Here is a 22,241-nt window from a genome sequence, read left to right on the forward strand (position 1 = left end):
GCCTACGCCTGCGCGCCGCGGGTGAGCAGGTGCGCCCGCTCGGGGTGCTGGTCGAACCACTGCCCGACGTACCAGCACATCGGCACGATGCTGCGGCCGCTCGTCGCCTCGATGTCGTCGACGGCGAAGGCGACCAGCTCGCCGGCCAGCCCCTGGCCGCGGTGCGGCGGCGAGGTGAAGGAGCGCACGAGCGAGACGCTCTCGTCGTTCTCGTGGAAGTCGAGGACACCGACGAGCGCGCCGTCCTGATGCAGCTCGTAGCGGGACGCGTGGTCCGCCCGGCGGAAGTCCTTGGCCATCTCCCCAGGGTAGGCCGCTCGCGCTCCGAGTGGCCGGGGTGGTCAGGATTCGTCGTCGAGGAGCTCGCCGTCGACGTAGTACCAGCGGCCGTCCTCGCGGAGGAAGCGGCTGCGCTCGTGCACGAGCCCCGGCCCCTCGGACGAGCGGTAGGAGGCGCGGAACTCGACGAGCCCCTCCGCGTCGTCCTCGCCGCCGAACGAGGTATCGACGATCTGCAGGCGCCGCCAGCGGACGTCGTCGTCGAGGTCGACGCGCTTCGGCCGGGTGGACGGGTGCCAGCTGGACAGCAGGTAGCCAGCGCTGCCGAGGACGTTCGCGCTGTAGCGGCTGCGCATCAGGCGCTCCGCGGTCGGCGAGGGCGTCTCGCCGAGGTGGGCGGGGCGGCAGCAGTCGGCGTAGTGGCGGCGGCTTCCGCAGGGGCAGGCGTCGGCGGGGTGCATCCGGACAGTCTCGCAGGGCGCGGACGCGCCGGATCGCTCTACTCCCCCGCTGGCGCAGACCCCGCCAGCAGGGACACCGCGAGCAGCGCTCCCGTCGGCCCGGGTCCGACGGCGTGCAGGGTGACCTCGACGACGCCGTCCTCACCCGTCGACGGGGTGATCGCGTACTCCACCTCGACGGCGTCGTCGAGCGTCCGGACGGCGAGCGGCTCACCCAGCGGGCGGCCGTCGATCCGGAGCTCGTGCTCGCCGCCGCCGTCGCGGTCGCGGAGCAGGACCCGCAACACCGCGGCGCGCTGCGACGGATCGACGAGGGTGTAGCCGAACCAGCCGTCCGGGCCCTCGGCGCTGCGCCAGTGCACGCCGTCGGCGCCGCCCGCGCGGCTGCGGTGCCCGACGAAGGCGTGGTCCGACTCGGGCTGCTGCTCGCCCGCGGTCACGGAGTCGATCACCGCGGCTGCGGAGGCGGCCTCGCGGTCGAGCGCGGCGAGCTCGGCCCGGCGCGCGGCGGCGTCGGAGCCGGTGGGCCAGTAGAGCGTGTAGCGGCTGTCGTGCAGTGCGGAGAACGGCTCGAGGCGGACCGGGCCGGCGTCGGTGCGGAGCTCCGCGGTCAGGGTCGCGCGGTCGAGGAGGGCGACGGCGCCGACTCCCCCGGTCACGACCGGGGTCGCGGCGAGGTCGCGGAGCGGGCCCGCGGCGACGTGCGCCATCCGCCGGCCGTCGGCGATCAGTCCGTCGAGGTCGGCGTCGTCGGTCCGCGCCGCGAGCACGACGGGGCCGTAGGAGAACGCGGACCAGGCGGAGCCGTCGGGCAGCGGCTCGGCGCGGAAGCCGAGCGCGAAGACGACCCGGACCTCGTGGCGGCCGGGCTCCAGGACGGCGGTGCGGACGAAGCCCTCGACGGCCGGGGTGTCCAGCGCTGCGCCGTCGACCGTCACGGTCATCGACTCCGCCCACGACGGCCGGCGGAGCCGCACGGCGGCGGCGCGCTCCAGGTCCACGGTGATGGTCACGTCGTCCGCCTGCGGGAAGGCGGTGTCGATCCGCGCGCGCAGCCCGTGCTCCGGGGCATCGAGGGTCGAGGGCAGGTAGAGGGCGATCAGCAGGTCGTCGCCGGTCCGTGGGCGGTCACCGTCGCTCGCCTCGTCGCCGACGAGGGCGTAGACCAGCTCGCCGTAGCGGGCGTGGTTCTCGAGCCCGGTGCCGACGCAGCACCACATGCCCTCGTGCGGCGCGGAGTAGACCCGGTAGTGCGCCGGGCGCAGCGGCGTGAAGTAGACGAAGCCGCCGTCGGGGTGCTGCGAGGAGAGCAGATGGTTGTACTGCGCGCGCTCGACGTAGTCGAGGTAGCGCTCGTCGCCGCCCGACTCGAAGAGGACGCCGCTCAGCTCGATCATGTTGGCGGTGTTGCAGGTCTCGGGGCCCTCGCGGTCGAGGATCATCGGCGTGAAGTCGCTCGAGCGGTGGAAGTGCTCGCGCACGCTGTTGCCGCCGATCGCGACCGTGCGCTCGCCGGTGACCTGCTCCCAGAAGAAGCGCGCGGCCGGCAGCTGCTCGCCGCCGAGGCGCGCGTAGCCGACGGCCTTGGGGATCTGCGTGTTCGCGTGCAGCCCGTCGAGCGCGTCGCGCTGCGCGAGCAGCGGGTCGAGCAGGGCGCGGTGCGAGAAGCGCGCGGCCTCGGCGCGGTAGGCGGCGGCGCGCTCGGAGTCGCCGGGGTCCGCGGCGGCCACCTGCTCCGCGAGATCGGCGAACGCCTCGTTCATCCCGCCGAACTCGGCGTGCAGCATCGCCTCGAAGGCGTCGTCGTCGAGCCCGGCGGAGACGCCGAGCCACCAGTCCGCGAGGCGCACGGCCATCGCGAGCGCCCGCTCCGAGCCGCCGGCGGACGCGGCGTCGAGCAGCCCCGAGAGCGTCTTGTGCAGGTTGTACAGCGGCACCCAGCGGCCGTTGAGGGTGAAGAGGTCGGCGTCGACCTCGCCGCGGGCGAGCTCCTCCCCGAGCGCGCGCCCGCCGGGGACGCCGCCGAGGTAGCCGGTGCCGACCGCGTCCTGGGCACGCTGGAACCCGTCGAGCAGGATCTCCATCCGCTCGCGCGCGGCCTCCTCGCCGGTCGCCGCGAGCATCAGCGCGCTCGCCGAGAGCGCGTGACCGCCGACGTGCCCGTCCAGCCCGCCCGACTCCCAGTTGCCGTAGCCCTCCCCCGCGGGCAGGCCGGCCTCGCGCAGGAACGGCGCGAGCAGGCGGTCGGGGTCGAGCGCGAGGAGGTAGCGCAGGCCCGTGGCCTGGGCGTCGGCGAAGGCGCTCGGCAGCAGGCGGACGGAGCGCAGCGGGAAGCGGCGGGCGGGGCGGACAGCGGGGACGGTGCGGGGCAACGGGAGACCTCTCAGCCCTTGACGGCGCCCGCGACGAGACCGCGGACGTAGTACTTCTGGATGGCGGCGTAGAGCAGCAGGCACGGGATCATCAGCAGCACCGCGCCGGCGATGACGTAGCCGAAGTCGGTCTGGCCGAAGGCGCCGGAGGAGATGTTCTGGATGGCGACCGGCAGCGTGAAGAGGTCCTGCCGGGTGAGGAAGGTCAGCGCGCCGAGGAAGTCGCTCCAGGCGCCGAGGAAGGCGAAGAGGAAGACCGTGGCGACCCCCGGGACGATCATCGGCCGCAGCACCGAGAAGAGGATGCGGAACGGCCCGGCCCCGTCGATCCGTGCGGCCTCGGTCACCTCGCGCGGGATCTGCGCGAAGGAGTTGCGCATCAGGAACACCCCGAACGGCAGGTTGAAGGTGAGGTAGAAGAGGATGATCCCGAGGTGCGTATCGGTCAGGCCGAGTGCGTTCATCTCGAGGAAGAGCGGCGTGAGCACCGCCTGGAACGGCACCATCATCGTCAGCAGGATCAGGCCGAACGCGACGTTCGAGCCGCGGAACGGGAAGAGCACCAGCGCGTAGGCGGCGAGGGTGGTCACCACCACGCTGAGCACGGCGGTGCCGAGCGCGATGATCAGCGAGTTGACGATGTAGGTGCCCGCGCCGATCGAGCCGAGCAGGCCGGTGTAGTTGTCCAGCGTGAGGTTCGAGAAGGACTGCTCGGCGGCGGGCGCGACGATCTGCGCGCCGGGCTGGAACGAGCGCAGGATCGACCAGGCGACCGGCGCGACGAACGCGACCGAGACGAGCGTGCCGAGCACGACGTAGAGGACGGTGCGGAGCCGGGCGGCGGGGGTGCTGCGGCGACACGCCGGCACCGGGGCGGCGGCGGGCGCCAGCGGGCGGGTGGGCGTCGGAGTGCGAGGGGGCATCAGTCGTCCTTCATCACGCGGAACTGGAGCAGCGTCAGCGCGGCCGCGATGACGACGACCACGAACGACAGCGCGGTCGCGTAGCCGACCTGCAGATCGCCGAAGGCCTTGTTGTAGACGTAGAGCATGACGGTGAGGGTGCCGGTGCCCGGCCCGCCGCCCGTGATCACGTAGAACTGGGTGAAGGCGAGGATCGCGCCGACGAAGCCGAGCACGCTGAGCAGGCCGAGGTAGCGCTTCACCAGCGGCACCGTCACCAGGAACTCCTGCTTCCAGCGGCCCGCGCCGTCGATCGCCGCGGACTCGTAGAGCGCGTCGTCGATGCCCTGCATGCCCGACATCAGGACGATCATCGTGAAGCCGGAGCCGACGTAGGCGCCCAGGAGGACGATCAGCGTCGTCGCGCTCGTCGCGTCGAGCAGCCAGGCGGTGGGCGCATCGGTCAGCCCGACGGCCATCAGCACCTGGTCGAGCGCGCCGCTGTCGGGACGGAATTCGAGCAGCGCGACGAAGCTCAGCGAGGTGAGTCCGATCACGTAGGGCACGAAGACGGCGGTGCGGATGATCCCCGCCCCGCGGCGGTTCGAGCGCACCAGCACGGCGAGCAGGTAGCCGACGACGATGCCGAGCAGCGTCGAGACGACGGCGAAGCCGAGCGTGAAGAGCACGGACGCCCAGAAGGTGGTGTCCGAGAAGGCGGTCGCGTAGTTGTCGAACCCGACGAAGCCGACGGTGCCGACCAGCGGCCAGTCCGTCACCGAGATCACCACCGCGAAGATCAGCGGTACGACGACGAAGACGACGACGAGCACGAGGGCGGGCAGGATCATCAGGAGCCCGGTGCGGGCGTCCTTCTTTCCGAGGGCGACGCTCATGCCTGGTTCACCTCCAGGACGCGGGCCGTCTCCTCCTGGCCGCGGTCGAGGACCGCGTCGAGGTCGTCGTCGCCGAAGACCGCGCCGCGGAACATCGCGAGCCACGGGGACTGCACGGTGTTGGTGAGCTGGGTGTACAGGGTGGTCGGGGCCGCGAAGCCCTCGTTCATCCGCTCCATCCCGGGGACCATCAGCGGGAAGTCGTCGACGAAGCCGGTCTCGAGCACGTCGTCGCGCACCGGGTACCAGCCGAGCGCGGCGAGCTCGGACTGCTGCTCGAGCTCGGTGACGAAGCGCATGAAGTCCCAGGCCGCCTCGGGGTTCCTCGCGCCGCGCGGGATGGAGAGCACCGCGCCGCCGGAGAACTGCGAGACGCCGCCGTCGGGGCCGGGGAACGCGCTGACGCCGAGGTCGCCGAGGAACTCGGGGGTGGCTCCGCCGACGATCAGGTCGTAGGAGCCGGGGAAGAGACCGACGGTGCCGTCGAGGAAGTCCTTGCCCCAGGCCGTGCCGCTGTCGGCCGAGGCGCCGGGCTGGGCGAGGCCCTCCTGCTCGAAGATGCGGTAGAGCTCCAGGGTGCGCCGCAGCGGCTCGTTGCCCGCGACGGTCGCGCTCTGGCGGCCGACGACGCCGTCGTAGAAGGGACTCTCGTCGGCCCAGAAGTGCGGCTGGATCACGTAGCCGAGGATGCCGGCGGAGTTGCCGGTGAAGGTCACCCCGGAGACACCGTCGAGCCGCTGGAGTGCCCGGGCGTGGGTCAGGTACTGGTCGAAGTCGGTCGGTCCCTGCTCCGGGTCGAGGCCGGCCTGCTCGTAGAGGCGCTTGTTCCAGAACAGCTGCGACACGTTGGAGAGGGCGGGCAGGCCGTAGACCTTGCCGTCGTAGGAGGCGACGTCGAGCAGCGGCCGGTTGAGGCGGTCGGCGTAGGGCAGCGCCTGGATCAGCGGGGTGAGGTCGGTCAGAGCCTCGCGGGAGCTGAAGACCGGCGTGGTGACCGAGTCGGGGGCGACGACGTCGGGCACGGCGTCCGCGCGGATCGCCGTGGCGAGCTTGGTGACCATCTGCCCCTCGGGCAGCACGGTCAGCTCGACCCGGACCGCGCTCTGCGCCGCGTGGTACTTCTCGACGATCAGCTGGGCCGGCGTGAAGGCGACGCTGCGGCACCAGAACCGGATCGTGCCGCTCGGAGCGGCGGCGAACGAGGGCGCCGAGACGTCGGCCTCGGGCAGCACGGCGGAGCAGCCGGTCAGGCCGAGCGCGGCCGCGAGACCCGCGCCGCCGAGGGCGAGCGCGCGCCGGCGGGTCAGGTCGGGCAGGTGCGGGTCGAGCAGGCGGAGAGGAGAGTGCATCGTCGATCCCTCGTCGTTCGGTCGGTGCGGGCGGTCGGGTGCGTGCGGGCGGGTGTGCGCGGTGGGGTGCGTGCGGTCGGGCGGGCTCCGGATCAGGTGGAGTCGCGGACGATCAGCTGGCAGGGGTGCGCCTCGATCCCGGCACGCGCGCGGCCGTCGATCGCCTCGAGCGCGCGGGCGCCGGCCGCCCGGCCGAGCTCCTCGAGGTTCATGTCGACCGTGGTGAGCGCGGGACGGGAGTTCATCGCCGCGGCGGCCCAGTTGTCGAAGCCGACGATCGCGACGTCGTGCGGGACACCGACCCCGGCCTCGCGGAGGCCGTCGGCGACGCCGCGGGCGATCTCGTCGCTGCCGCAGAGCACCGCGTCGACCGGCTCGACCCGCTGGCGCAGCATCTGCGCGGCCTGGCGGCCCCAGGTCTCGGTCCAGTTGCCGTAGAGCGAGCGGTCGCCGACCAGGCGCAGGCCGAAGGAGGGCGCGTGCTCCTGGACCGCCTCGGCGCGGATCCGGGCGGAGTAGTCGAGGCGGGGCCCGGCGACGTAGGCGATGTCGCGGCGCCCGAGCGCGGCGACGTGCTCGAGAGCGAGCAGGATGCCCTGGGTCTGGTCGACGACGACCGACATGTCGGCCGGGTCGTCGGAGGAGCCCATCACGTAGACGATCGGCACGCTGGTCGCGGGCAGCGCCGGGCGCGGGCCGGTGAGGTTGGTCATCACCACGATCGCGTCGACGCCGCGGGCCGCGAGGATCTCGACGCAGTGCCGCTCGCGGACCCGGTCGCCGCGGGAGTTGCTGAGCAGCACCGAGGCCTGCTCGGCGGGGAAGGCGTCCTCGAGGCCCCACATCACCGGGATGCTGAAGCGGCCGATGTCGTCGGAGGTCACCAGGCCGATGGTGAGCACCCGCTGCTCCGGGGCCGGCCCGCTCGCGGCGGTCGGCAGCGCGAAGCCGAGCTCGGCGGCGGCGGCGAGGATCCGCCCGCGGGTGTCGCCGCTCAGCTGGCCGCGGTTGTTCAGCGCCTTCGAGACGGTGCCGACCGAGACGCCGGTCGCCGCGGCGACGTCGCTGAGAGTGACGCGGCGGGCGGGGAAGCTCATCGGGGTCGTCCTCTTCTCGTCGTCGAGAGCGCGGGTGCGCGTGACGGCCACGGTAGCTTGCGGCAACTTTCCGCGTCAAGGCAAACCTTGCCGCGGCTTGCGGCGAGGGACGCGGAGGTGTGCATCCCCTCCACGTCCGCGGCTCCGGGTTGAGACGGGCCGGGGATCTCGGCATCGTGGCTCCCTCATCGATCACGGACGGAAGGAACGACCCGATGCTCACGCTCACCGACAACGCCAGCACCGTCGTCAAGACCATCACCGGTCAGACCGAGACCCCCGTCGAGGGCGGACTCCGCATCAGCGGCGACGACCTCGACGCCCGCAACTTCGCCGTCGCCGTCGCGCCGGCCCCGGAGACCACCGATGCGGTCGTGGAGCAGGACGGCGCGCGGGTCTTCCTCGACGTCGCCGCCTCCGTGGCCCTCGGCGACAAGGTGCTCGACGCGCAGGTGGACGAGGGCGGCTCCGTCACCTTCGGCATCACGCCGCAGGGCTGACGCCCAGCCACTCGAACGATGGAGGCCGCCCTCCCGCTGCTGCGGGGAGGGCGGCCTCCGTCGTTCCGGGCGGCTCAGGACAGGACGTCGCGGGTGGTGAAGCGCGCGATGGCCAGCGAGCCGAAGACGGCGACGTAGGCGAGCTGCAGGAGCGCGTTCTCGCCGAACGAGCTCCAGGCGATCGGATCGCGCAGCAGATCGGCGAAGTCGAACCAGCGGTCGGTGAACAGGAACGGGTGCAGGGCGTCGAGCTGCGAGAGCGAGCCGACGATCTGCGCCGCGATCGAGACGACCACCGTGGCGGCCATCGCGCCGACCGGGACGTCGGTGAGCGTCGAGACGAACAGGCCGATCGCCGCGAGGCCGACCAGCGAGAGCGCCGCGTAGACCGCGATCGCGAGCGCGCGGCCGACGGCGTCCGCGAGCGGGACGGTCGTGCCCGAGAGCAGGGTGACCGGGCCGGCCGGGAAGAGCGCCAGGCCGATCAGGATGCCGACGACCATCACGGTCAGCGCCGCGGCGAGGCAGAACGCGATCGCGGCGGCGAACTTGACCGCGAGCAGCCGGATCCGGCCGACCGGACTGACCAGCAGGTAGCGCAGGGTGCCGAGCGACGCCTCCCCCGCGATCGCGTCGCCCGCGACGACGCCGACGGTCAGCGGCAGGAAGAGCGGGACGGCGACCGTGATCGCCGCGAAGCCGGTGAAGAGGCCGTTGCCGGCGATCGCGCCGACGAAGGAGGGCCCGCCGCCGTCGCCGCCGGACAGCCGGACGGCGACCGCCAGCAGGATCGGGATGGCCGCGAGGGCGGCGAGCAGCGCCCAGGTGCGGCGGCGCCGGAAGAGCAGCGCCAGCTCGGAGACGAGGAGCGAGCCGATGCCGAGGCGGCGCCCGGTGCGGGCGGGGGCGGCGGCGGTGGTGGCGGTGGTCTCAGCGCTCGACATCGAAGCCCTCCCCGGTGAGCTGGACGAAGCGCTCCTCGAGCGAGGGGCGGCGGACGGAGAAGCCGCGCACGCGGACGCCCGCGGTGACGAGGGATGCGACGACGGACTCCGGAGCGGCGGTCGTCGGCATCGCGGCGACGACCAGCGGCGGATCGATCGGGTGCTCGGCGGGGACGAGCCGAGGTGCGAGCCCCAGCTCGACGAGGGCGCGCTGGGCGTCGACGACATCGGGCGTCAGCAGCTCGAGCGAGGCCGCGTCGCCGCGGAGCTCGTCGAGCCCGCCCTGCGCGACGAGGCGGCCGGTGCGCATCACGGCGGCGTGGGTGCAGAGCTGCTCGATCTCAGCGAGCAGGTGGCTGGAGACGAGGACCGTCGTGCCGTCGGCGTTGAGGCTGCGCACGAGCGAGCGGACCTCGCGGGTGCCCTGCGGGTCGAGCCCGTTGGTCGGCTCGTCCAGGACGATCAGGTCGCGCGGCGAGAGCAGGGCGACGGCGATGCCGAGGCGCTGCTTCATCCCGAGCGAGTAGGAGCCGACCTTCTTGCCCGCCGCGGCGGAGAGGCCGACGCGGGCGAGCGCCTCCTCCGCCCGGCTGTCGCGGCTGCGCGCGGAGGTGCCGGCCTCGGCGGCGTCGAACCGGCGGAGGTTGGCGCGGCCGGAGAGGAACGGGTAGAAGCCCGGCCCCTCGACGAGCGCGCCGACCCGCGGCAGCACCTCGGCGGCGCCGCGCGGCATCGCCGTGCCGAGGACGGTGATGTCGCCCTCGGTCGGCGCGGCCAGGGCGAGGAGCATCCGGATGGTCGTGGTCTTACCCGAGCCGTTGGGCCCGAGGAAGCCGAAGACCGCGCCGCGCGGGACGGCGAGGTCGAGACCCGACACCGCCTCCTGGCGCCCGAAGCGCTTGGTGAGGCCCCGGGTCTCGACCGCGAGCTCTCCGGTCGTCACCGACCGGCGGCGGCGGTCAGCGCGTCGACAGGGACGGCGCCCGCGAGGACGCGTCCGTCGTCCGTGAAGAGGACCGTGAACAGCGCGGAGGAGAGCACCCGGCCGCCGTCGACGGCCGTGGTCACGGCGTTCAGCTGGGCGAGCGACTCGGCGTCGCCGGCCGGCAGCTCGACGATCGAGCCCCAGCCGGTGCCCGTGGTGGTGACGCCGGAGTCGCCCTCGGGCGCGGCCGGGACGTCGGTGGCGTCGGTGGACGCGTCCTGCTCGTGCGTCGGTGCGGCCTTCTCGGTGACCTCCGCGCCGACGGGCGGCGTGAAGGAGAACATCGCAGCGTCGGGCGCCGAGACGTCGATGCTCGTGTAGGCGACGCTGAAGGCGGGCGCGGTGCCGCCGACGGGAGTGACGGCCACGCCGAGGGGCAGGCCGGTCGCGCCGTCGATCGAGACGGTGACCGAGCCGACGAGGGTGCTGCTGTCGCGCGGAGTGAGCACGAGCTCGTAGGCGTCACGGCCGGCGACGCGGACGTCGGAGCCGACGGCGACCGTGGTGGTCGGGTCGATCGAGGCGAGCAGCTGCTCGGCGACCGAGGACGGGGTCGGGATCTCGCCGGCGGGAGCCTCGGTCGGCGGAGCGGACGTGTCGCCGGTGGGCGGCAGCAGGTGGGTCGCGGAGTTCTCGGCGGAGTCGTAGATCCAGACGCCGTCGGCCTTCGTGGCGACGACGTCGCGCTCGGCGAGGCGGTCGAGGACCTGCAGGCGCGCGCCGTGCTCGGCGTCGACGAAGACGCGGGCCTGGTGCGAGCCGGTCGCGAGCTCCATCAGCGCGCTCGTCGCCGAGGCGTCGTCCGCGCCCTGCGCACCCGAGCCGGTGCTGCCGAGCGCGGAGAGGTCGGGGAGTCCGAGGGCGGAGGTCTGCTGGACTTCGCCCGAGAAGGCGGTGGTGTCGCTCTCGGCGACGAAGGTCAGGAGGTCGGCGGCGGACTTCTCCGGGAGGTCCCCGGCCGCGCTCGCGGACAGGGGCAGGGTGACGGCCGCGGCGACGACGACCAGGGGGACGGCGGCGGCGGGGACCCAGCGCTTCCAAGAGGTGCTCATGGTCCTCGACGCTACGCCTCGAAACGGCGCGGCGCCTCCGAGTCGGGCGCCGTCACGGCGGACCGTCAGGCGATGCGGTCGGCCGAGACGACGACGTTGTCGACGTAGTGGCCGTAGGAGTCGTCGAACACTCCCCCGCAGGTGATCAGCCGCAGCTGCGGAGTGGGGCTCGGGCCGTAGACGTCCTCGGTCGGGAAGTCCTCCTTGGGCACCGAGACGGAGCCGGTGACGGAGAAGGTGCGCGTGCTGCCGTCGGACAGGATCACGTCGACCGTGTCGCCGGGGACGAGGGCCGTGAGGTCCAGGAAGACGCCGGGGCCGATCCGCGAGTCCACGTGCCCCGCGATGACGGAGGGGCCGACGTCGCCGGGGACGACGCCGTCACGGTACCAGCCGGCCTCGTCGACCTGGACGGGCGGCTGGATCCACCCGGTGTCGTCGCGGGTCAGTGACTCGAGGGTGGAGTCGACGCCGATCGCGGGGATCACGACGCGGACCGGTGTGACCGCCGAGCGGGCGGGAGCGGCGGCGGCGACCGGGTTCTGCAGCGCGCCCGCGTCACCCGGGGACGGGGTGGCCGGCGCCGTGGTCGCGGGGGCGGCGGAGGCGGCGGGCGTCGCCGCGGGGGCGGCCTCCTCCCCCGCGGTGGCGCAGCCGACCAGGAGCAGGAGCACCGCGAGGGCGGCTCCCGCTCCGGCGAGGCGGCGCATCAGCTCGCTCGGCCGGTGCCGACCGAGGAGCGGCGCGCGATCAGGGCGAGGGCACCGGCGACCGCGGCGAAGACGCCGAGGACCGAGAGCACGCCGAGGAGTCCGTCGACGAGCGGCGCTGCGGCGGACGTGGTGGAGGCGACGTGCACGGCGGTGGCGCCGCCTCCGGTCTGGATGCCGCCCGTGGGCAGGTCGCCGATGGCGGCCGAGTCGAGCACGGGCGAGACGACGAGGCCGTTCGAGGCGTCGTCGAGGACGAAGAGCGAGGCGACGGAGCCGGGCGCGAGGTCGAGGTCGGCCTTCGCGGTCACGGCGCCGGCCGAGAGGTCGAGGCTCCACGGGCCGGCGGGGACGCTGGTGTAGCCGGTGGCGGTGCCCTGCGCGGCGCCGGTCGCGAGCAGCGTGCCGGTCGTCGTGGCGACGTCCACCTGGCTCGCGGTGGTCGAGGCCTGGACGACGCGGACCCGGGCCTGGCCGTCGGCGGGCGGGGTGAGGTCGTCGGTGAAGACCGTGGTGCGCAGCACGGCGTTGCGGCCGAGGGCGGCGACGGTCAGCGGGGTGCCGGCCGAGACGTCGACGGACTGCTCGATGACCGGGGCGGTGCCCTCGGGGGCGTCGGAGGGGACCATCGCGACGACGTAGGTGCCCGGCTGCAGCGTCCAGTAGGGCGAGACCGCGCCGTAGGCGACGCCGTCGAGCTCGAAGCTCGCCCCGCCGCCGCCGAGGGCGGTCAGGGTGACGTCGACCGACTTGGTGTCGGGAGAGAGGTGCGCGACCCGCACCCAGCCGGTGGCCGGCGGCGCCTCGGCCGCCGAGGCGGGCGCGGCGCCGAGGGCGGCGAGCGCGGACACCGCGGCGAGGGCGAGCGCGGCGCGCGCGAGACGGAGGGGGCGGATCGGGTTCATGGCGGGTCCTTCGGGTGGGTCGTGCTACTGAGCGCCCGGGAGCAGCCCGGTCGGCTCATCGAGGTCGAGGGTGACGAGGAGACCCTCGGAGGTCGACTCGACGGAGGTCGGGACGAAGTCGCCCGACTGGCTGCCGAGCCAGGTGGTCGCGCTCTGCAGCGCGGCGGCGTCGGCCGGGAGCGCGGCGCCGTTGTAGCCGGACAGGATCATCCGGTGGCGGACGCCGTCGACCTCGCTGGTGCCGACGGGGAAGTCGGCGACCGAGAGCGGGGTGAAGGCGAGCTGCTGGCCGAGCAGGAGGAGGAGCCGCGAGTCGACGCGGCCCCCCTCGAGCAGGGCGCGGGCGGCGTCGGTCGTGGTCAGCGCGGGGTTGGCCGCGAGCTGGCCGCCGGCCGAGGCGCGCGCGGCGGTCAGGACGGTGGCCGCGGCGGCGGCCTGGTCGGTGCCCTGGTCGAGGACGCGGCGCACCTCCACCGCGGTGTCGCCGCTGCCGAAGCTCGCGACGGCCTCCGAGTTGTCGAGCGCCGTCTCGGTCTCGCCGGTCGCGCTCGCCCGCAGGCTCGGCGTGACGAGGATGTAGTCGGCCGCGCGCCAGGCCGAGTCGGGTGCCGCCGCGGAGAGCGTCGACTCCGACACGACGGTGTCGCCGGGGAAGCCGGCGTCGGTGACGTCGCCGACGAGGTCGTCCTGCACCAGGAGCACCGAGGCGGGGTCGATCGTGTCCGCGACCCAGGCGACGGCGGCCTCGGTGGTGCCGGGAGCGGCGGCCGCGACGGGGCCGGTCGCGCTGCCGCCGTCTCCGCCGCCGTTCGTGATCAGCGGGACGGCGACGAGCGCGCCGCCGATGAGCAGCACGGCGGCGCCGATGCCGGCGACGATCAGGACGGTCTTCCGGCGGGGGCGGGGGCTGCCCTCGTCGTCCGCGGCCTCGGCGGAGACGGGAGCGCCGTGCCACTGGTGCGCTGTGGCGGGCACGGGCGGCGCGAGGAAGCCGGGGGCGTCGTCGTCGTCGCGGGTGTCGCCGTCGGAGTCGCTGCGGCCGGGGAACGGCGCGGGAGCGAGGAAGCGCTCGCTGAACAGGTCCTGGGCGGGGTCCTCGGTGCGGTGCTGCGTGGCGGTGTGCTGCTCGGGTTCCTGCGCGAACCGCTCGTGTGCGTCGTACTGCGGCGGTGCGTCGTACTGGTCCGGCTCGACGTACTGCTGCGGCTCGACGTACTGCTCGGGCTCGTCGTACTGCTCGGGCTCGTCGTACTGCTCGGGCTCGTCGTACCGCTCGGGCTCGTCGTACCGCTCGGGCTCGACGGGCGCGGAGCGGCGGGCCGGATCGGGCAGGAGCAGTCCGAAGGCGCCGCGGCTGCGGCCCTGGACCGGGACGAAGGAGGCGGCGTTCGGGTGCGGGAACTCGAGGTGCTCGGTGTCGAGCTCACAGACCTCGCCGATGACGGGCGCGAGGGCGGGGCCGTCGGTGTCGGTCGGCGCGAGGGCGAAGCCGCGGAGGAGCGCGGCGTCGACGATCGGTGCCGGCGGGAGCGGCGGCGCGACGGGCGGCACCGGCGGAAGCGGAGGCGCGACGGGCGGCGCGGCATCGACGGGGGCCGGCGGCTGGAGGGCGGACGGCGCGGAGGTCGGCGGCTCGAAGAACTGCGCGTCGACCGGCTGCGCGTCGGCGGGCGGAGCCGCGGGCGGCCGGGGCGCGGCGAGACGGGTGCCGTCGAACTCGAGGTCCGCGGGCTCCTCGGCCCCGGACCACTCGGTCTCGTCGGTCTCCTCCGCGGCGGGCTCGACCGGCTGCTCGGCGAGCGGCGGGGCGAGGACGGGCGGGGCCGGGGGTGCGGGCGGCGCCGGCGGCGCGTCGAAGACCTGCGCGTCGACGGGCTGCGGCTCGAAGCGCGACGGCGGGGCCGGCGGCGCGAACTCCTCGGCCTGCTGCTCGCGGGTGTGCGACTCCTCGATCTCCTCGGAGGGCGCGAAGTCGCGCGGGAGGTCGATCATCGGCGACGGCGCAGCGGGCGCCGGGGCGGGCGGCGGCGGGCTGCGGAACGCACTGTGCGATCCTCCGCCGCGGACCGGGCGCGAGAGATCGGGGACGAAGGAGGCGACCCCCGGATGGGGGAATTCGAGAGCATCCGCGTCGAGTTCGCAGTACTCGCCGATCGCGGGCGCAGGCACGTCGAAGACGAACCCGGCATCCGCGTGCGCCGGAGGGGCGTGCTGCTCGAGGAGGGCGTCCCGGCGGGGAGCCTCCTCGTCGCGCGCCGGAGCCGGCAGGTACTCGGTCACGTCGGGTTCGACTCCGTACGGGGGTTCCCCTTCCCCGGGGGAGTCGCTGCGCCGCGAGCGCGAGAACAGCTGCCGGGCGGCCGAGACGGCGGTGCGCGCCATCAGCGGCGGCTCCGTCCGGCGTCGTTCCGACATTCGAGGGTCACAGCTCCTCTTCGGAGCGGACGCGCCGATCGGTCTGGTCTGGCGCGCGTTCCGGAGTGCTGTCCCCACATGCTCATGAGGCGCAGTCTTCCGTATCCGCTGGCGCGAAAGGTACCGGGAGTGGCGCTTGTGATCTGTTCGTCACGCGCTCGACCCTGGGGAGGAGCCTCTGCGGGAGGGGTGCGCCGGGGCGGCCGCGGCGAGGATGATCGCAGGATGGACCTCCCGTTCCCCCTCCCCCTCGCCCCGATGCTCGCCAAGGCGGTCGCCGCCGTGCCCGCGCAGGACGCGGTCGACGGCGGCTACTCCTACGAGCCGAAGTGGGACGGCTTCCGCGCCATCGTCTCCGTCTCCGGCGGAGTCTGCGAGATCGGCAGCCGCGGCTCCAAGCCGCTCACCCGCTACTTCCCCGAGCTGGTCGAGGCGTTCCTCCGGCTGCTGCCCGACGGCTGCGTCCTCGACGGCGAGATCGTGCTGGCGACCGGGCCCGGCGGCGCGCAGCGGCTCGACTGGGAGCTGCTCTCGCAGCGCATCCATCCGGCGGCCAGCCGCGTCGCGATGCTCGCGGCCGAGACCCCGGCGATGCTCGTCGCCTTCGACCTGCTCGCCGTGGACGGCCGGAGCCTGCTCGACGAGCCGTACTCGGCGCGGCGCGAGGCGCTCGCCGCACTGCTGGACGGAGTGACTCCGCCGGTGCACCTGGGCCGGACCACCGACGACGAGGCGCTCGCCCGCGACTGGCTGGAGCGGTTCGAGGGCGCGGGGCTGGACGGCGTGATCGCCAAGCCGCTGGCCGCGCCCTACGCGCCGGGCAAGCGGACGATGCTCAAGATCAAGCACCACCGCACGGCCGACGTGATCGCGATCGGCTACCGCGAGCACACCTCGAAGCCCGGGCTCGGCTCGCTGCTGCTCGGCCTGTACGACACCGACGGGACGCTGCGGCAGGTGGGCGGCGCCTCCGCCTTCACCGACGCCCGGCGGGTCGAGCTGATCGACGAGCTCGCCGCCGTCGTGGAGCGGGACGCGGACGGCGAGACGGTGCGCGGCGACGGCGAGCGCAGTCGCTTCTCCGGGAGCCGCGACACCTCGTTCGTCCGGCTGCGGCCGGGGACGGTGCTCGAGGTGCGCTACGACCAGATGGAGGGATCGAGGTTCCGGCACACCGTGCAGTTCGAGCGCTGGCGGCCGGACCGCGACGCCGGCTCGTGCACCTTCGAGCAGCTGGAGCAGCCGACGGCGTACGACCTGGGCGACGTGCTGGGCTGACGCTACTCGGCGGCGTCCTCCGCGGACGCCGCCGCCGGCTTCCTCGCGCGGCTGGGCTGGACGCGGGGCGGCTCGCCCGGCATCTTCGGGAAGTCGGGCGGGAAGGGTAGCTCGCCGAGGCCCGCGGAGAGGTCGCGCTCCCACCAGCCGAGCAGCGCGTCGAGTTGGCCGGGGGCGTCGTGCATCCGCGCCCAGGGGTCGCCGGTCGTGCTCAGGCGCTCGGGAACGGTGCGGATCGTGAACGCGGTCGGATCGATCCCGTCGAGCTCCTCCCACTCCACCGGGCAGGAGACCGGAGCGTGCGCGAGCGGACGCGGACTGTAGGCGCCGGCCATCGTGCGATCGCGGTTGGCCTGGTTGAAGTCGACGAAGATCCGCTCGCCGCGCTCCTCCTTCCACCACGCCGTCGTGACCTGCTCGGGCATCCGGCGCTCGAGCTCGCGGCCGGCGGCGATCACCGCGTGCCGCACGTCGAGGAACTCGTGCTCGGCCACGATCGGCGCGAACACGTGCAGCCCGCGGTTGCCGGAGGTCTTCACGAACGACTCCAGGCCCGCCCCGCGCAGCACCTCGCGGAGCGCGTGCGCCGCGACGACCGCGTCGGCGACATCGGTGCCCGGCTGCGGGTCGAGGTCGATGCGGAGCTGATCGGGCCGGTCGGAGTCCTCGGCACGGGACGCCCACGGGTGGAAGACGAGGGTGTTCATCTGCGCGGCCCAGACGGCGACGGCGGGCTCGTCGATCACGAGCTGCGGGTGCACGCGGCCGCTCGGGTAGGTGACGGGGACGGAGCGGACGTACTCCGGCGGGCCCTTGGGCGGGTTCTTGGAGAAGAACTGGTCGCCGTCGATGCCGGAGGAGAAGCGCTGCAGCGAGATCGGCCGGTCGCCGTTGGCGGCGACGAAGGCCTCGCCGACCGCGATCAAGTACTCCGCCACCTCGCGCTTGGTGATGCCCGGCTCCGGGAACAGCACGCGGCCCGGGCTGGAGACGCGCACCTCCCGGTCGCCGTGCGGTCCGGGGACGGTGAGGACGACGGCGTCGCTGCTGGGCATGTCAGCGAGGCTAGCGGGCGCCGCCGTCGGGCGACAGCGGTCCCCCGGGTCGGCGGCGCAGGCGGATCGGGCCCTTCGCGCGGGACGGATCGACGATCTGCCCGCCCTGGACGATGTCGATCTCGCCGCGGTCGACGAGGCGGCGGGCGGCGCGGCGGACCGGCTCCATCAGCGGCCGCCACTCCTCTCCCCCGACGCGGCGGGCGACCTCGGACGGGCACGCGGTGGACGACGCGGCGCGGGCGAGGAGGACGGTGCGGATCTCCTCCTCGAGGCGCGCCTCCTCCGGGCCGACGCCGCGACGGCGGCAGGCGTCGGAGCAGTAGCGGACGTTCTCCCAGTCGCGCGCCCACTTCGCGCGCCACTCGATCTCGCGGCCGCAGGAGGCGCAGGTCTTGTTCTCGGGGCGGGTGCTCGATTCGCGGGGGCGGTGGGCCATGGTCTCGAGTCTGCGCGCGTGCGGGCGGGGGTGCCACGGGTTGCGCGGGGAGCGGACGCGGGGGTGGATGTTCGATCTGCAGGCGATCCGGGGGCTGTGCCGTCCCCATGCGCGGGTGGGAGGGCTCTCGCCGTCGCGTCGCCTGCAGATCGGACGAGCGGTGTGGGCTCCGGGGGGCGGAGGCGGGAGTGTCATACTCCGCAATGAGGCGAACGGACTCCGCCCGGTGCGACAGGCTGGAGGGGCCGTGCTGCGGCGCGATGACGGGCCCGTTCCGCGCCGCATCCCCGATCGATCTGGAGTCTCCGATGAGCCGTGAGAACGTCGCCACCGCGTCCGATCCTGCTGCGTCCGCACCTGCCGACGGCCGGCCGCACGCCGCCTTCGCCGGGCTCTCGCCCGCGGACTTCAAGCTCGCGTTCCGCAACCACGCCGCGGGTGTGGCGCTGATCACCGCCGACCCGGGCACCGGGCCGGTCGCGCTGACCGCTACCTCCGTCTTCTCCGTGAGCGCCGAGCCGCCGCTGTTCGTCTTCTCGCTGTCGTCGGCCTCGTCGAGCTCGCCGGCCATCCAGGCGTCCGAGACCCTCGTCGTGCACCTGCTCGGCGCCGAGCAGCTCGATCTCGCCCGCCTCGGCTCGACCAGCGGCATCGACCGCTTCGCCGACACCTCGATCTGGTCGCGGCTCCCCACCGGCGAGCCGTACTTCCCCGGCGCCTCCGCGTGGATCCGCGGCACCGTCATCAACCGCATGGAGGCGGGCTCGTCGACGATCGTCGCCGTGCACGCCCTCGAGGCGCACGTCCCCGACGACTCCGACGCCACGGCGCCGCTGGTGTACCACAACCGGACGTGGCACCACCTCGGCGAGCACTCCCGCCTGGGCTGACGCCCGGCGGCGCCGCCCCATCCCACTCCTCAAAAGTTGCGGTAGTCGAGCGCGACCACCGCGACTTCTGCTGAGTCAGCGGCGGAGCCGACTCGACGCGGGCGCACGCGGCGCCGGCGAGTACGCAGAAGTCGCGGTAGCCGGGCGCGACTACCGCAACTTCGGAGGAGTCGGCGGCGCTGACCGCGCCCGCGGCCGCGAGTGCGCAGAAGTCGTCGTCCTCGAGCGGCCGCTGCGACAAGTTCTGCGGAGTGATGACCGGTGAGCAGGGCTCTCGGCTGATGTTCTGGTCGGGGGCGGGTCTCGATACGCGCAGAGCGCTACTCGACCAGCATGGGGCGGCCGCGTCCTCGGCCAGCACGGGGCGCCCGCGGCCTTGTAGAAGCGCGACGCCCGACGCCGACGCCCACGCGCAGGAAGTTCATGCTGATCGAGTAGCGCCCGCAGGGCGCGTATCGAGATCCCGTGTCGGCTCGTCGCGATGTCGACGTGCTCACGGGTGTCGGTAGTCCCGCGGAGGGTGGGTCTCGATACGCGCTGCGCGCTACTCGACCAGCATGGGGTGCGCTGCGCGCTACTCGACCAGCATGGGGTGCGCTGCACGCAACTCGACCAGCCTGCGGCGCCCTAGGCGCCCGGGCCCGTGGCGACGGGGCGGTCGGCTGTGTTCGACCACTGGGACCAGGAGCCGGGGTAGAGGGACGGGGCGAAGCCGGCGAGGGTGAGGGCGACGGCGTCGGCGGCGGCCGTGACTCCGGAGCCGCAGTAGACGCCGACCGGGGCGTCGGGGCGGACGCCGAGGGACTCGAAGCGGGTGCGCAGGGCGGCGGCGTCGAGGAAGCGGCCGTCGGCGTCGACGTTGCCGGTCGCGGGGGCGTTCAGAGCGCCGGGGATGTGGCCGGCACGCGGGTCGATCGGCTCGACGTCGCCGCGGTAGCGCTCGGGGGCGCGGGCGTCGAGGAGGACGCCGGTGGACGGGAGCGCGGCGGCCTCGTCGATGTCGAGCACCGGCAGGGCGCCGTAGGCCAGCTCGACGTCGCCCACGACCGGCGAAACGGGGCCCGACTCCAGCGCGCGGCCCGAGCCGGTCCAGGCGCGGAGCGAGCCGTCGAGGAGGCGCACGTCGGCGACTCCGGCGGCGCGCAGCAGCCACCAGGCCCGCGCGGAGGAGAGGTTCTTCAGGTCGTCGTAGACGACGACGGCCTGACCCTGACGCAGGCCCCAGCGGCGCGCCGACTCCTGCAGCGCCTCGATCGGAGGCAGGGGGTGGCGGCCGTCCTCGGGGGCGCCGTGCGCGGCGAGCTCGTGGTCGAGATCGACGTAGACGGCGCCGGGGAGGTGGCCCTCCCGGTACGCGGGGCGGCCGTCGGGCCGGTCGAGGCGCCAGCGCACGTCGAGGACGAGCGGCGGCTCGGGCGACGCGAGCGCCGCCTCCAGCTCGTCGGGGGTGACGAGCACGTCGGAGCGGAGGGTGGCGGTCATGTCGGTCCTCTCGAGGGGTGCGCTCACAGCGCGGTACCGGGATTCAGGATGCCCTGCGGATCGAAGACCCGCTGCACCGCGCGCTGCAGGGCGACGACGTCGGGGCCGAGCTCGCGGCGGGCCCACTCGCGCTTGAGGGCGCCGACGCCGTGCTCGCCGCTGACGGTGCCGCCGAGCTCGAGGGCGAGGGCGAAGACGGCCTCGGCCGCGGCGTCGGCCTGGCGGCGGGACTGCTCCGAGTCGTCGCGCAGGCGGATGATCGGGTGCAGGTTGCCGTCGCCGGCGTGGGCGAAGACGTAGACGTCGGCGCCGGTGTCCGCGGCGATGGCGTGCACGCGGCGGATCGCCTCGGCGAGGCGGGAGCGAGGCACGGCGATGTCCTCGATCAGCACGCGGCCGCGGGCCTCGATCGCGGGCAGGGCGTCGCGGCGGGCGCTCGCGAGAGCGAGACCCTCGGCCGGGTCGAGGGTGGTCTCGACGCTGAGCGCGGTCGCGGCGAGCACCGCGCGCACCTCGGCGATCTCCTCGGCGGCGCCGAAGCCGTCGGTCTGCACCAGGAGGAAGGCGCCGCCGCGGCCGGCCAGGGTGGAGCCGCGCAGGGCGTCGATGGCCTCGAGCGTGCGGTCGTCGACCAGCTCGAGAACGCTCGGGCGCAGGCCGGCGCGGGCGAGGGCGACGGCGGCCTCGGCGCCCGCGGCGACGTCGGCGAACAAGGCGGCCGCGGTCGCGGTCGCCCGCGGCCGGGGCAGCAGGCGGAGGGTCGCGCCGACCACCACGCCGAGGCCGCCCTCGGAGCCGACGACGAGCGCGGTGAGGTCGAGGCCGACGACGCCCTTCACGGTGTCGCGGCCGAGGTGGACCAGCGAGCCGTCGGCCAGGACCACGTCGAGCGCGAGGACGGCGTCGCGCGTGACTCCGTACTTCGCGCCGCGCAGGCCGCCGGCGTTGGTGGCGATGGTGCCGCCGATCGTCGCGATCTCGACGCTGCCCGGGTCCGGGGCGTAGAGGAGGCCGTGCACGGCGGCGGCGCGATCGAGATCGGCGGTGATGACGCCCGGCTCGACGCGGGCGACGCCGTCGACGGGGTCGATCTCGAGGATGCGGTCCAGGCCCGAGACGTCGAGGACGAGCACGCCCTCTCCCGCGCTCGCGCCGCCGGCGAGTCCGGAGGCGGCGCCGCGGGTGACGACGGGGATGCCGTGAGTGGAGGCGTGCCGGAGCGCGGCGCGGACGTCGTCGACCGTGCGGGCGCGCACGACGCCGAGCGGGGTACCGCCGGGTGACCAGCCGGACCGGTCGGCGGTGGGGACGTCGGCGGTGATCGCGACGGGCGCGTCGGCGGGGTCGAGGGCGGGGGCGTCGGCGTTGTCGACAGCGGGATCGACAGCGGGGGCGAGCGCGCTCACTCCGCGATCCGCTCGATGATCGGCGCGGCGGCGGCCGACGCCTTCACCCGCTCGAGGAAGAGGACCACCGTCGCGGCGGCCGAGCGGTGCGTCGCGTCGTTGAGCGCGTCGTGGCGGCCGTCGGCGAGGACGTGGATCTCGGCCCGCGGGGCGGTGCGGTAGACGGCGACCGCCTCCGCGAGCGGGCTGATCGCGTCGGCCGCGCCGTGCAGCGCGAGCAGCGGGACGGTGATGGCACTGGCGGCGACGGTGAGCTGCTCGGGCGGCAGTGCGGCGTTGCGCGCGGCGGAGTCGGTCTCGCGCTCGAGGACGCCGGCGTGGTTCGGGCAGGCGGTCCGCTCGCCGATCCCCTCGCCGCCCTCGGCGCGGACGGGCAGGCCGGCGAGGACGACGGCGTCGACCGGCTCCGTCGCGGCGAGCTCGAGGGCGACCGCCGCGCCGGCGTCGGAGCCGACGAGCACGAGCGGCGCGATGGTCGCGGGGTCACGGAGGACGGCGAGCGCGGCGTCGCGGACGCCGGGGGCCGTCGCGTCGCCGAAGGCGCGGACGCGGTAGGCGTCGCGGGCGATGCGGGTGCCGAAGCGCTCGTAGACGGCCGGGGTCTCGCCGCGGCCGCCGAGGACGACGAGGGTGCCGCGCTGGGCGATGCCCTCGGGCTCGTCGAAGGCGCGGGCGGCGGTGGGCGGGTGGGTGAGGGGCATGGGGGGGCTCCTTGGTAAGGCGGAAGGACGGGCGGGTGAGTGTTCGGAGGGGGGTGGGTCTCGATACGCCCCTGCGGGGCTACTCGACCAACATGAGGACCGGGCTGCTCGACCAGCAGGAGG

At 74.5% G+C, this 22,241-nt stretch carries 21 protein-coding genes; 3 read left to right on the forward strand and 18 right to left on the reverse strand.

Annotated features, from left to right (window positions below):
* Window positions 1-2 precede the first annotated feature (2 nt).
* The 7 genes from C1I64_RS09080 to C1I64_RS09110 all read right to left on the reverse strand — a co-directional run bounded on the left by C1I64_RS09080 (window position 3) and on the right by C1I64_RS09110 (window position 7,356).
* Window positions 3-299 (reverse strand): GNAT family N-acetyltransferase, encoded by a 297-nt coding sequence (locus C1I64_RS09080; protein ID WP_123706542.1) that lies wholly within the window; start codon window positions 297-299, stop codon window positions 3-5.
* A 42-nt stretch (window positions 300-341) separates the two neighbouring features.
* Window positions 342-740, reverse strand: a complete 399-nt coding sequence (locus C1I64_RS09085) for a YchJ family protein (RefSeq protein WP_127886972.1) — start codon at window positions 738-740, stop codon at window positions 342-344.
* A gap of 38 nt (window positions 741-778) precedes the next feature.
* Window positions 779-3,112, reverse strand: coding sequence for a beta-L-arabinofuranosidase domain-containing protein (locus tag C1I64_RS09090; RefSeq protein ID WP_127886973.1), 2,334 nt, complete (start codon window positions 3,110-3,112; stop codon window positions 779-781).
* Window positions 3,113-3,123: 11 nt separating this feature from the next.
* Window positions 3,124-4,035: a carbohydrate ABC transporter permease gene (locus tag C1I64_RS09095; RefSeq protein ID WP_127886974.1), complete on the reverse strand. Its 912-nt coding sequence runs from the start codon at window positions 4,033-4,035 to the stop codon at window positions 3,124-3,126.
* Complete coding sequence (locus tag C1I64_RS09100) at window positions 4,035-4,910, reverse strand: carbohydrate ABC transporter permease (RefSeq protein WP_127886975.1); 876 nt, start codon at window positions 4,908-4,910, stop codon at window positions 4,035-4,037. Before C1I64_RS09100 ends, C1I64_RS09095 begins: the two co-directional genes overlap by 1 nt.
* A complete protein-coding gene (locus tag C1I64_RS09105; RefSeq protein WP_127886976.1) occupies window positions 4,907-6,259 on the reverse strand; it encodes an ABC transporter substrate-binding protein in 1,353 nt (450 codons plus the stop codon). The genes C1I64_RS09100 and C1I64_RS09105 overlap by 4 nt, the downstream gene beginning before the upstream one ends.
* A 92-nt stretch (window positions 6,260-6,351) precedes the next feature.
* Entirely contained in the window at window positions 6,352-7,356 is a 1,005-nt protein-coding gene (locus C1I64_RS09110) for a LacI family DNA-binding transcriptional regulator (protein WP_127886977.1), read from the reverse strand.
* 215 nt (window positions 7,357-7,571) lie between these two features.
* On the opposite strand from C1I64_RS09110, the gene C1I64_RS09115 reads away from it, so the two are divergent.
* Window positions 7,572-7,856 carry a hypothetical protein gene (locus C1I64_RS09115; RefSeq protein WP_123446096.1) on the forward strand — a complete coding sequence of 95 codons (285 nt, stop codon included), beginning with the start codon at window positions 7,572-7,574 and terminating at the stop codon, window positions 7,854-7,856.
* A 74-nt stretch (window positions 7,857-7,930) separates the two neighbouring features.
* Here C1I64_RS09115 and C1I64_RS09120 read toward each other — a convergent pair whose 3' ends face one another.
* From C1I64_RS09120 to C1I64_RS09145, 6 genes are all read right to left on the reverse strand, one after another.
* On the reverse strand, window positions 7,931-8,800 hold the full coding sequence (locus C1I64_RS09120) for an ABC transporter permease (RefSeq protein WP_127886978.1): 870 nt from the start codon (window positions 8,798-8,800) through the stop codon (window positions 7,931-7,933).
* Window positions 8,787-9,743: an ABC transporter ATP-binding protein gene (locus C1I64_RS09125; protein ID WP_123446094.1), complete on the reverse strand. Its 957-nt coding sequence runs from the start codon at window positions 9,741-9,743 to the stop codon at window positions 8,787-8,789. The genes C1I64_RS09120 and C1I64_RS09125 overlap by 14 nt, the downstream gene beginning before the upstream one ends.
* Window positions 9,740-10,837: a LolA family protein gene (locus tag C1I64_RS09130; protein ID WP_127886979.1), complete on the reverse strand. Its 1,098-nt coding sequence runs from the start codon at window positions 10,835-10,837 to the stop codon at window positions 9,740-9,742. The genes C1I64_RS09125 and C1I64_RS09130 overlap by 4 nt, the downstream gene beginning before the upstream one ends.
* Before the next feature lie 65 nt (window positions 10,838-10,902).
* Entirely contained in the window at window positions 10,903-11,547 is a 645-nt protein-coding gene (locus tag C1I64_RS09135) for a class F sortase (protein WP_127886980.1), read from the reverse strand.
* Window positions 11,547-12,452, reverse strand: coding sequence for a DUF4397 domain-containing protein (locus tag C1I64_RS09140; protein ID WP_123446091.1), 906 nt, complete (start codon window positions 12,450-12,452; stop codon window positions 11,547-11,549). Before C1I64_RS09140 ends, C1I64_RS09135 begins: the two co-directional genes overlap by 1 nt.
* Window positions 12,453-12,476: 24 nt before the next feature.
* Window positions 12,477-14,834 (reverse strand): hypothetical protein, encoded by a 2,358-nt coding sequence (locus C1I64_RS09145; protein WP_164874494.1) that lies wholly within the window; start codon window positions 14,832-14,834, stop codon window positions 12,477-12,479.
* Between the two features lie 258 nt (window positions 14,835-15,092).
* On the opposite strand from C1I64_RS09145, the gene C1I64_RS09150 reads away from it, so the two are divergent.
* Entirely contained in the window at window positions 15,093-16,145 is a 1,053-nt protein-coding gene (locus tag C1I64_RS09150; protein ID WP_127886982.1) for an ATP-dependent DNA ligase, read from the forward strand.
* Window positions 16,146-16,147: 2 nt separating this feature from the next.
* Here C1I64_RS09150 and ligD read toward each other — a convergent pair whose 3' ends face one another.
* Window positions 16,148-17,200 carry a non-homologous end-joining DNA ligase gene (gene ligD / locus C1I64_RS09155; RefSeq protein WP_208645107.1) on the reverse strand — a complete coding sequence of 351 codons (1,053 nt, stop codon included), beginning with the start codon at window positions 17,198-17,200 and terminating at the stop codon, window positions 16,148-16,150.
* A gap of 10 nt (window positions 17,201-17,210) precedes the next feature.
* The gene (locus C1I64_RS09160; RefSeq protein WP_123446088.1) at window positions 17,211-17,639 is read right to left on the reverse strand and encodes a DUF2256 and DUF3253 domain-containing protein; all 429 of its coding nucleotides are present in this window, start codon (window positions 17,637-17,639) and stop codon (window positions 17,211-17,213) included.
* A 308-nt stretch (window positions 17,640-17,947) separates the two neighbouring features.
* Here C1I64_RS09160 and C1I64_RS09165 point away from each other — a divergent pair, with 308 nt between their 5' ends.
* Complete coding sequence (locus C1I64_RS09165; RefSeq protein WP_127886983.1) at window positions 17,948-18,529, forward strand: flavin reductase family protein; 582 nt, start codon at window positions 17,948-17,950, stop codon at window positions 18,527-18,529.
* Between the two features lie 627 nt (window positions 18,530-19,156).
* Here C1I64_RS09165 and C1I64_RS09170 read toward each other — a convergent pair.
* Genes C1I64_RS09170 through C1I64_RS09180 form a run of 3 tightly spaced genes read right to left on the reverse strand, consistent with a single transcriptional unit; the run spans window position 19,157 to window position 22,118 of the window.
* Window positions 19,157-20,011 (reverse strand): sulfurtransferase, encoded by an 855-nt coding sequence (locus C1I64_RS09170; protein ID WP_127886984.1) that lies wholly within the window; start codon window positions 20,009-20,011, stop codon window positions 19,157-19,159.
* A gap of 23 nt (window positions 20,012-20,034) precedes the next feature.
* Window positions 20,035-21,417, reverse strand: coding sequence for an FAD-binding oxidoreductase (locus C1I64_RS09175; RefSeq protein WP_127886985.1), 1,383 nt, complete (start codon window positions 21,415-21,417; stop codon window positions 20,035-20,037).
* Window positions 21,414-22,118 (reverse strand): alpha/beta hydrolase, encoded by a 705-nt coding sequence (locus tag C1I64_RS09180; RefSeq protein ID WP_127886986.1) that lies wholly within the window; start codon window positions 22,116-22,118, stop codon window positions 21,414-21,416. The genes C1I64_RS09175 and C1I64_RS09180 overlap by 4 nt, the downstream gene beginning before the upstream one ends.
* Between the last annotated feature and the right edge of the window lie 123 nt (window positions 22,119-22,241).

The organism is Rathayibacter festucae DSM 15932, from assembly GCF_004011135.1.
In the GTDB taxonomy this organism is placed as follows: domain Bacteria; phylum Actinomycetota; class Actinomycetes; order Actinomycetales; family Microbacteriaceae; genus Rathayibacter; species Rathayibacter festucae.

Excerpts from the sequence above, each read along its gene's own strand:
- C1I64_RS09080 (WP_123706542.1), bottom strand. The coding sequence starts at position 299 with ATGGCCAAGGACTTCCGCCGGGCGGACCACGCGTCCCGCTACGAGCTG.
- C1I64_RS09085 (WP_127886972.1), bottom strand. The coding sequence starts at position 740 with ATGCACCCCGCCGACGCCTGCCCCTGCGGAAGCCGCCGCCACTACGCC.
- C1I64_RS09095 (WP_127886974.1), bottom strand. The coding sequence starts at position 4,035 with ATGCCCCCTCGCACTCCGACGCCCACCCGCCCGCTGGCGCCCGCCGCC.
- C1I64_RS09100 (WP_127886975.1), bottom strand. The coding sequence starts at position 4,910 with ATGAGCGTCGCCCTCGGAAAGAAGGACGCCCGCACCGGGCTCCTGATG.
- C1I64_RS09105 (WP_127886976.1), bottom strand. The coding sequence starts at position 6,259 with ATGCACTCTCCTCTCCGCCTGCTCGACCCGCACCTGCCCGACCTGACC.
- C1I64_RS09110 (WP_127886977.1), bottom strand. The coding sequence starts at position 7,356 with ATGAGCTTCCCCGCCCGCCGCGTCACTCTCAGCGACGTCGCCGCGGCG.
- C1I64_RS09115 (WP_123446096.1), top strand. The coding sequence starts at position 7,572 with ATGCTCACGCTCACCGACAACGCCAGCACCGTCGTCAAGACCATCACC.
- C1I64_RS09120 (WP_127886978.1), bottom strand. The coding sequence starts at position 8,800 with ATGTCGAGCGCTGAGACCACCGCCACCACCGCCGCCGCCCCCGCCCGC.
- C1I64_RS09130 (WP_127886979.1), bottom strand. The coding sequence starts at position 10,837 with ATGAGCACCTCTTGGAAGCGCTGGGTCCCCGCCGCCGCCGTCCCCCTG.
- C1I64_RS09135 (WP_127886980.1), bottom strand. The coding sequence starts at position 11,547 with ATGCGCCGCCTCGCCGGAGCGGGAGCCGCCCTCGCGGTGCTCCTGCTC.
- C1I64_RS09140 (WP_123446091.1), bottom strand. The coding sequence starts at position 12,452 with ATGAACCCGATCCGCCCCCTCCGTCTCGCGCGCGCCGCGCTCGCCCTC.
- C1I64_RS09145 (WP_164874494.1), bottom strand. The coding sequence starts at position 14,834 with ATGGCGCGCACCGCCGTCTCGGCCGCCCGGCAGCTGTTCTCGCGCTCG.
- C1I64_RS09150 (WP_127886982.1), top strand. The coding sequence starts at position 15,093 with ATGGACCTCCCGTTCCCCCTCCCCCTCGCCCCGATGCTCGCCAAGGCG.
- ligD (WP_208645107.1), bottom strand. The coding sequence starts at position 17,200 with ATGCCCAGCAGCGACGCCGTCGTCCTCACCGTCCCCGGACCGCACGGC.
- C1I64_RS09160 (WP_123446088.1), bottom strand. The coding sequence starts at position 17,639 with ATGGCCCACCGCCCCCGCGAATCGAGCACCCGCCCCGAGAACAAGACC.
- C1I64_RS09165 (WP_127886983.1), top strand. The coding sequence starts at position 17,948 with ATGAGCCGTGAGAACGTCGCCACCGCGTCCGATCCTGCTGCGTCCGCA.
- C1I64_RS09170 (WP_127886984.1), bottom strand. The coding sequence starts at position 20,011 with ATGACCGCCACCCTCCGCTCCGACGTGCTCGTCACCCCCGACGAGCTG.
- C1I64_RS09180 (WP_127886986.1), bottom strand. The coding sequence starts at position 22,118 with ATGCCCCTCACCCACCCGCCCACCGCCGCCCGCGCCTTCGACGAGCCC.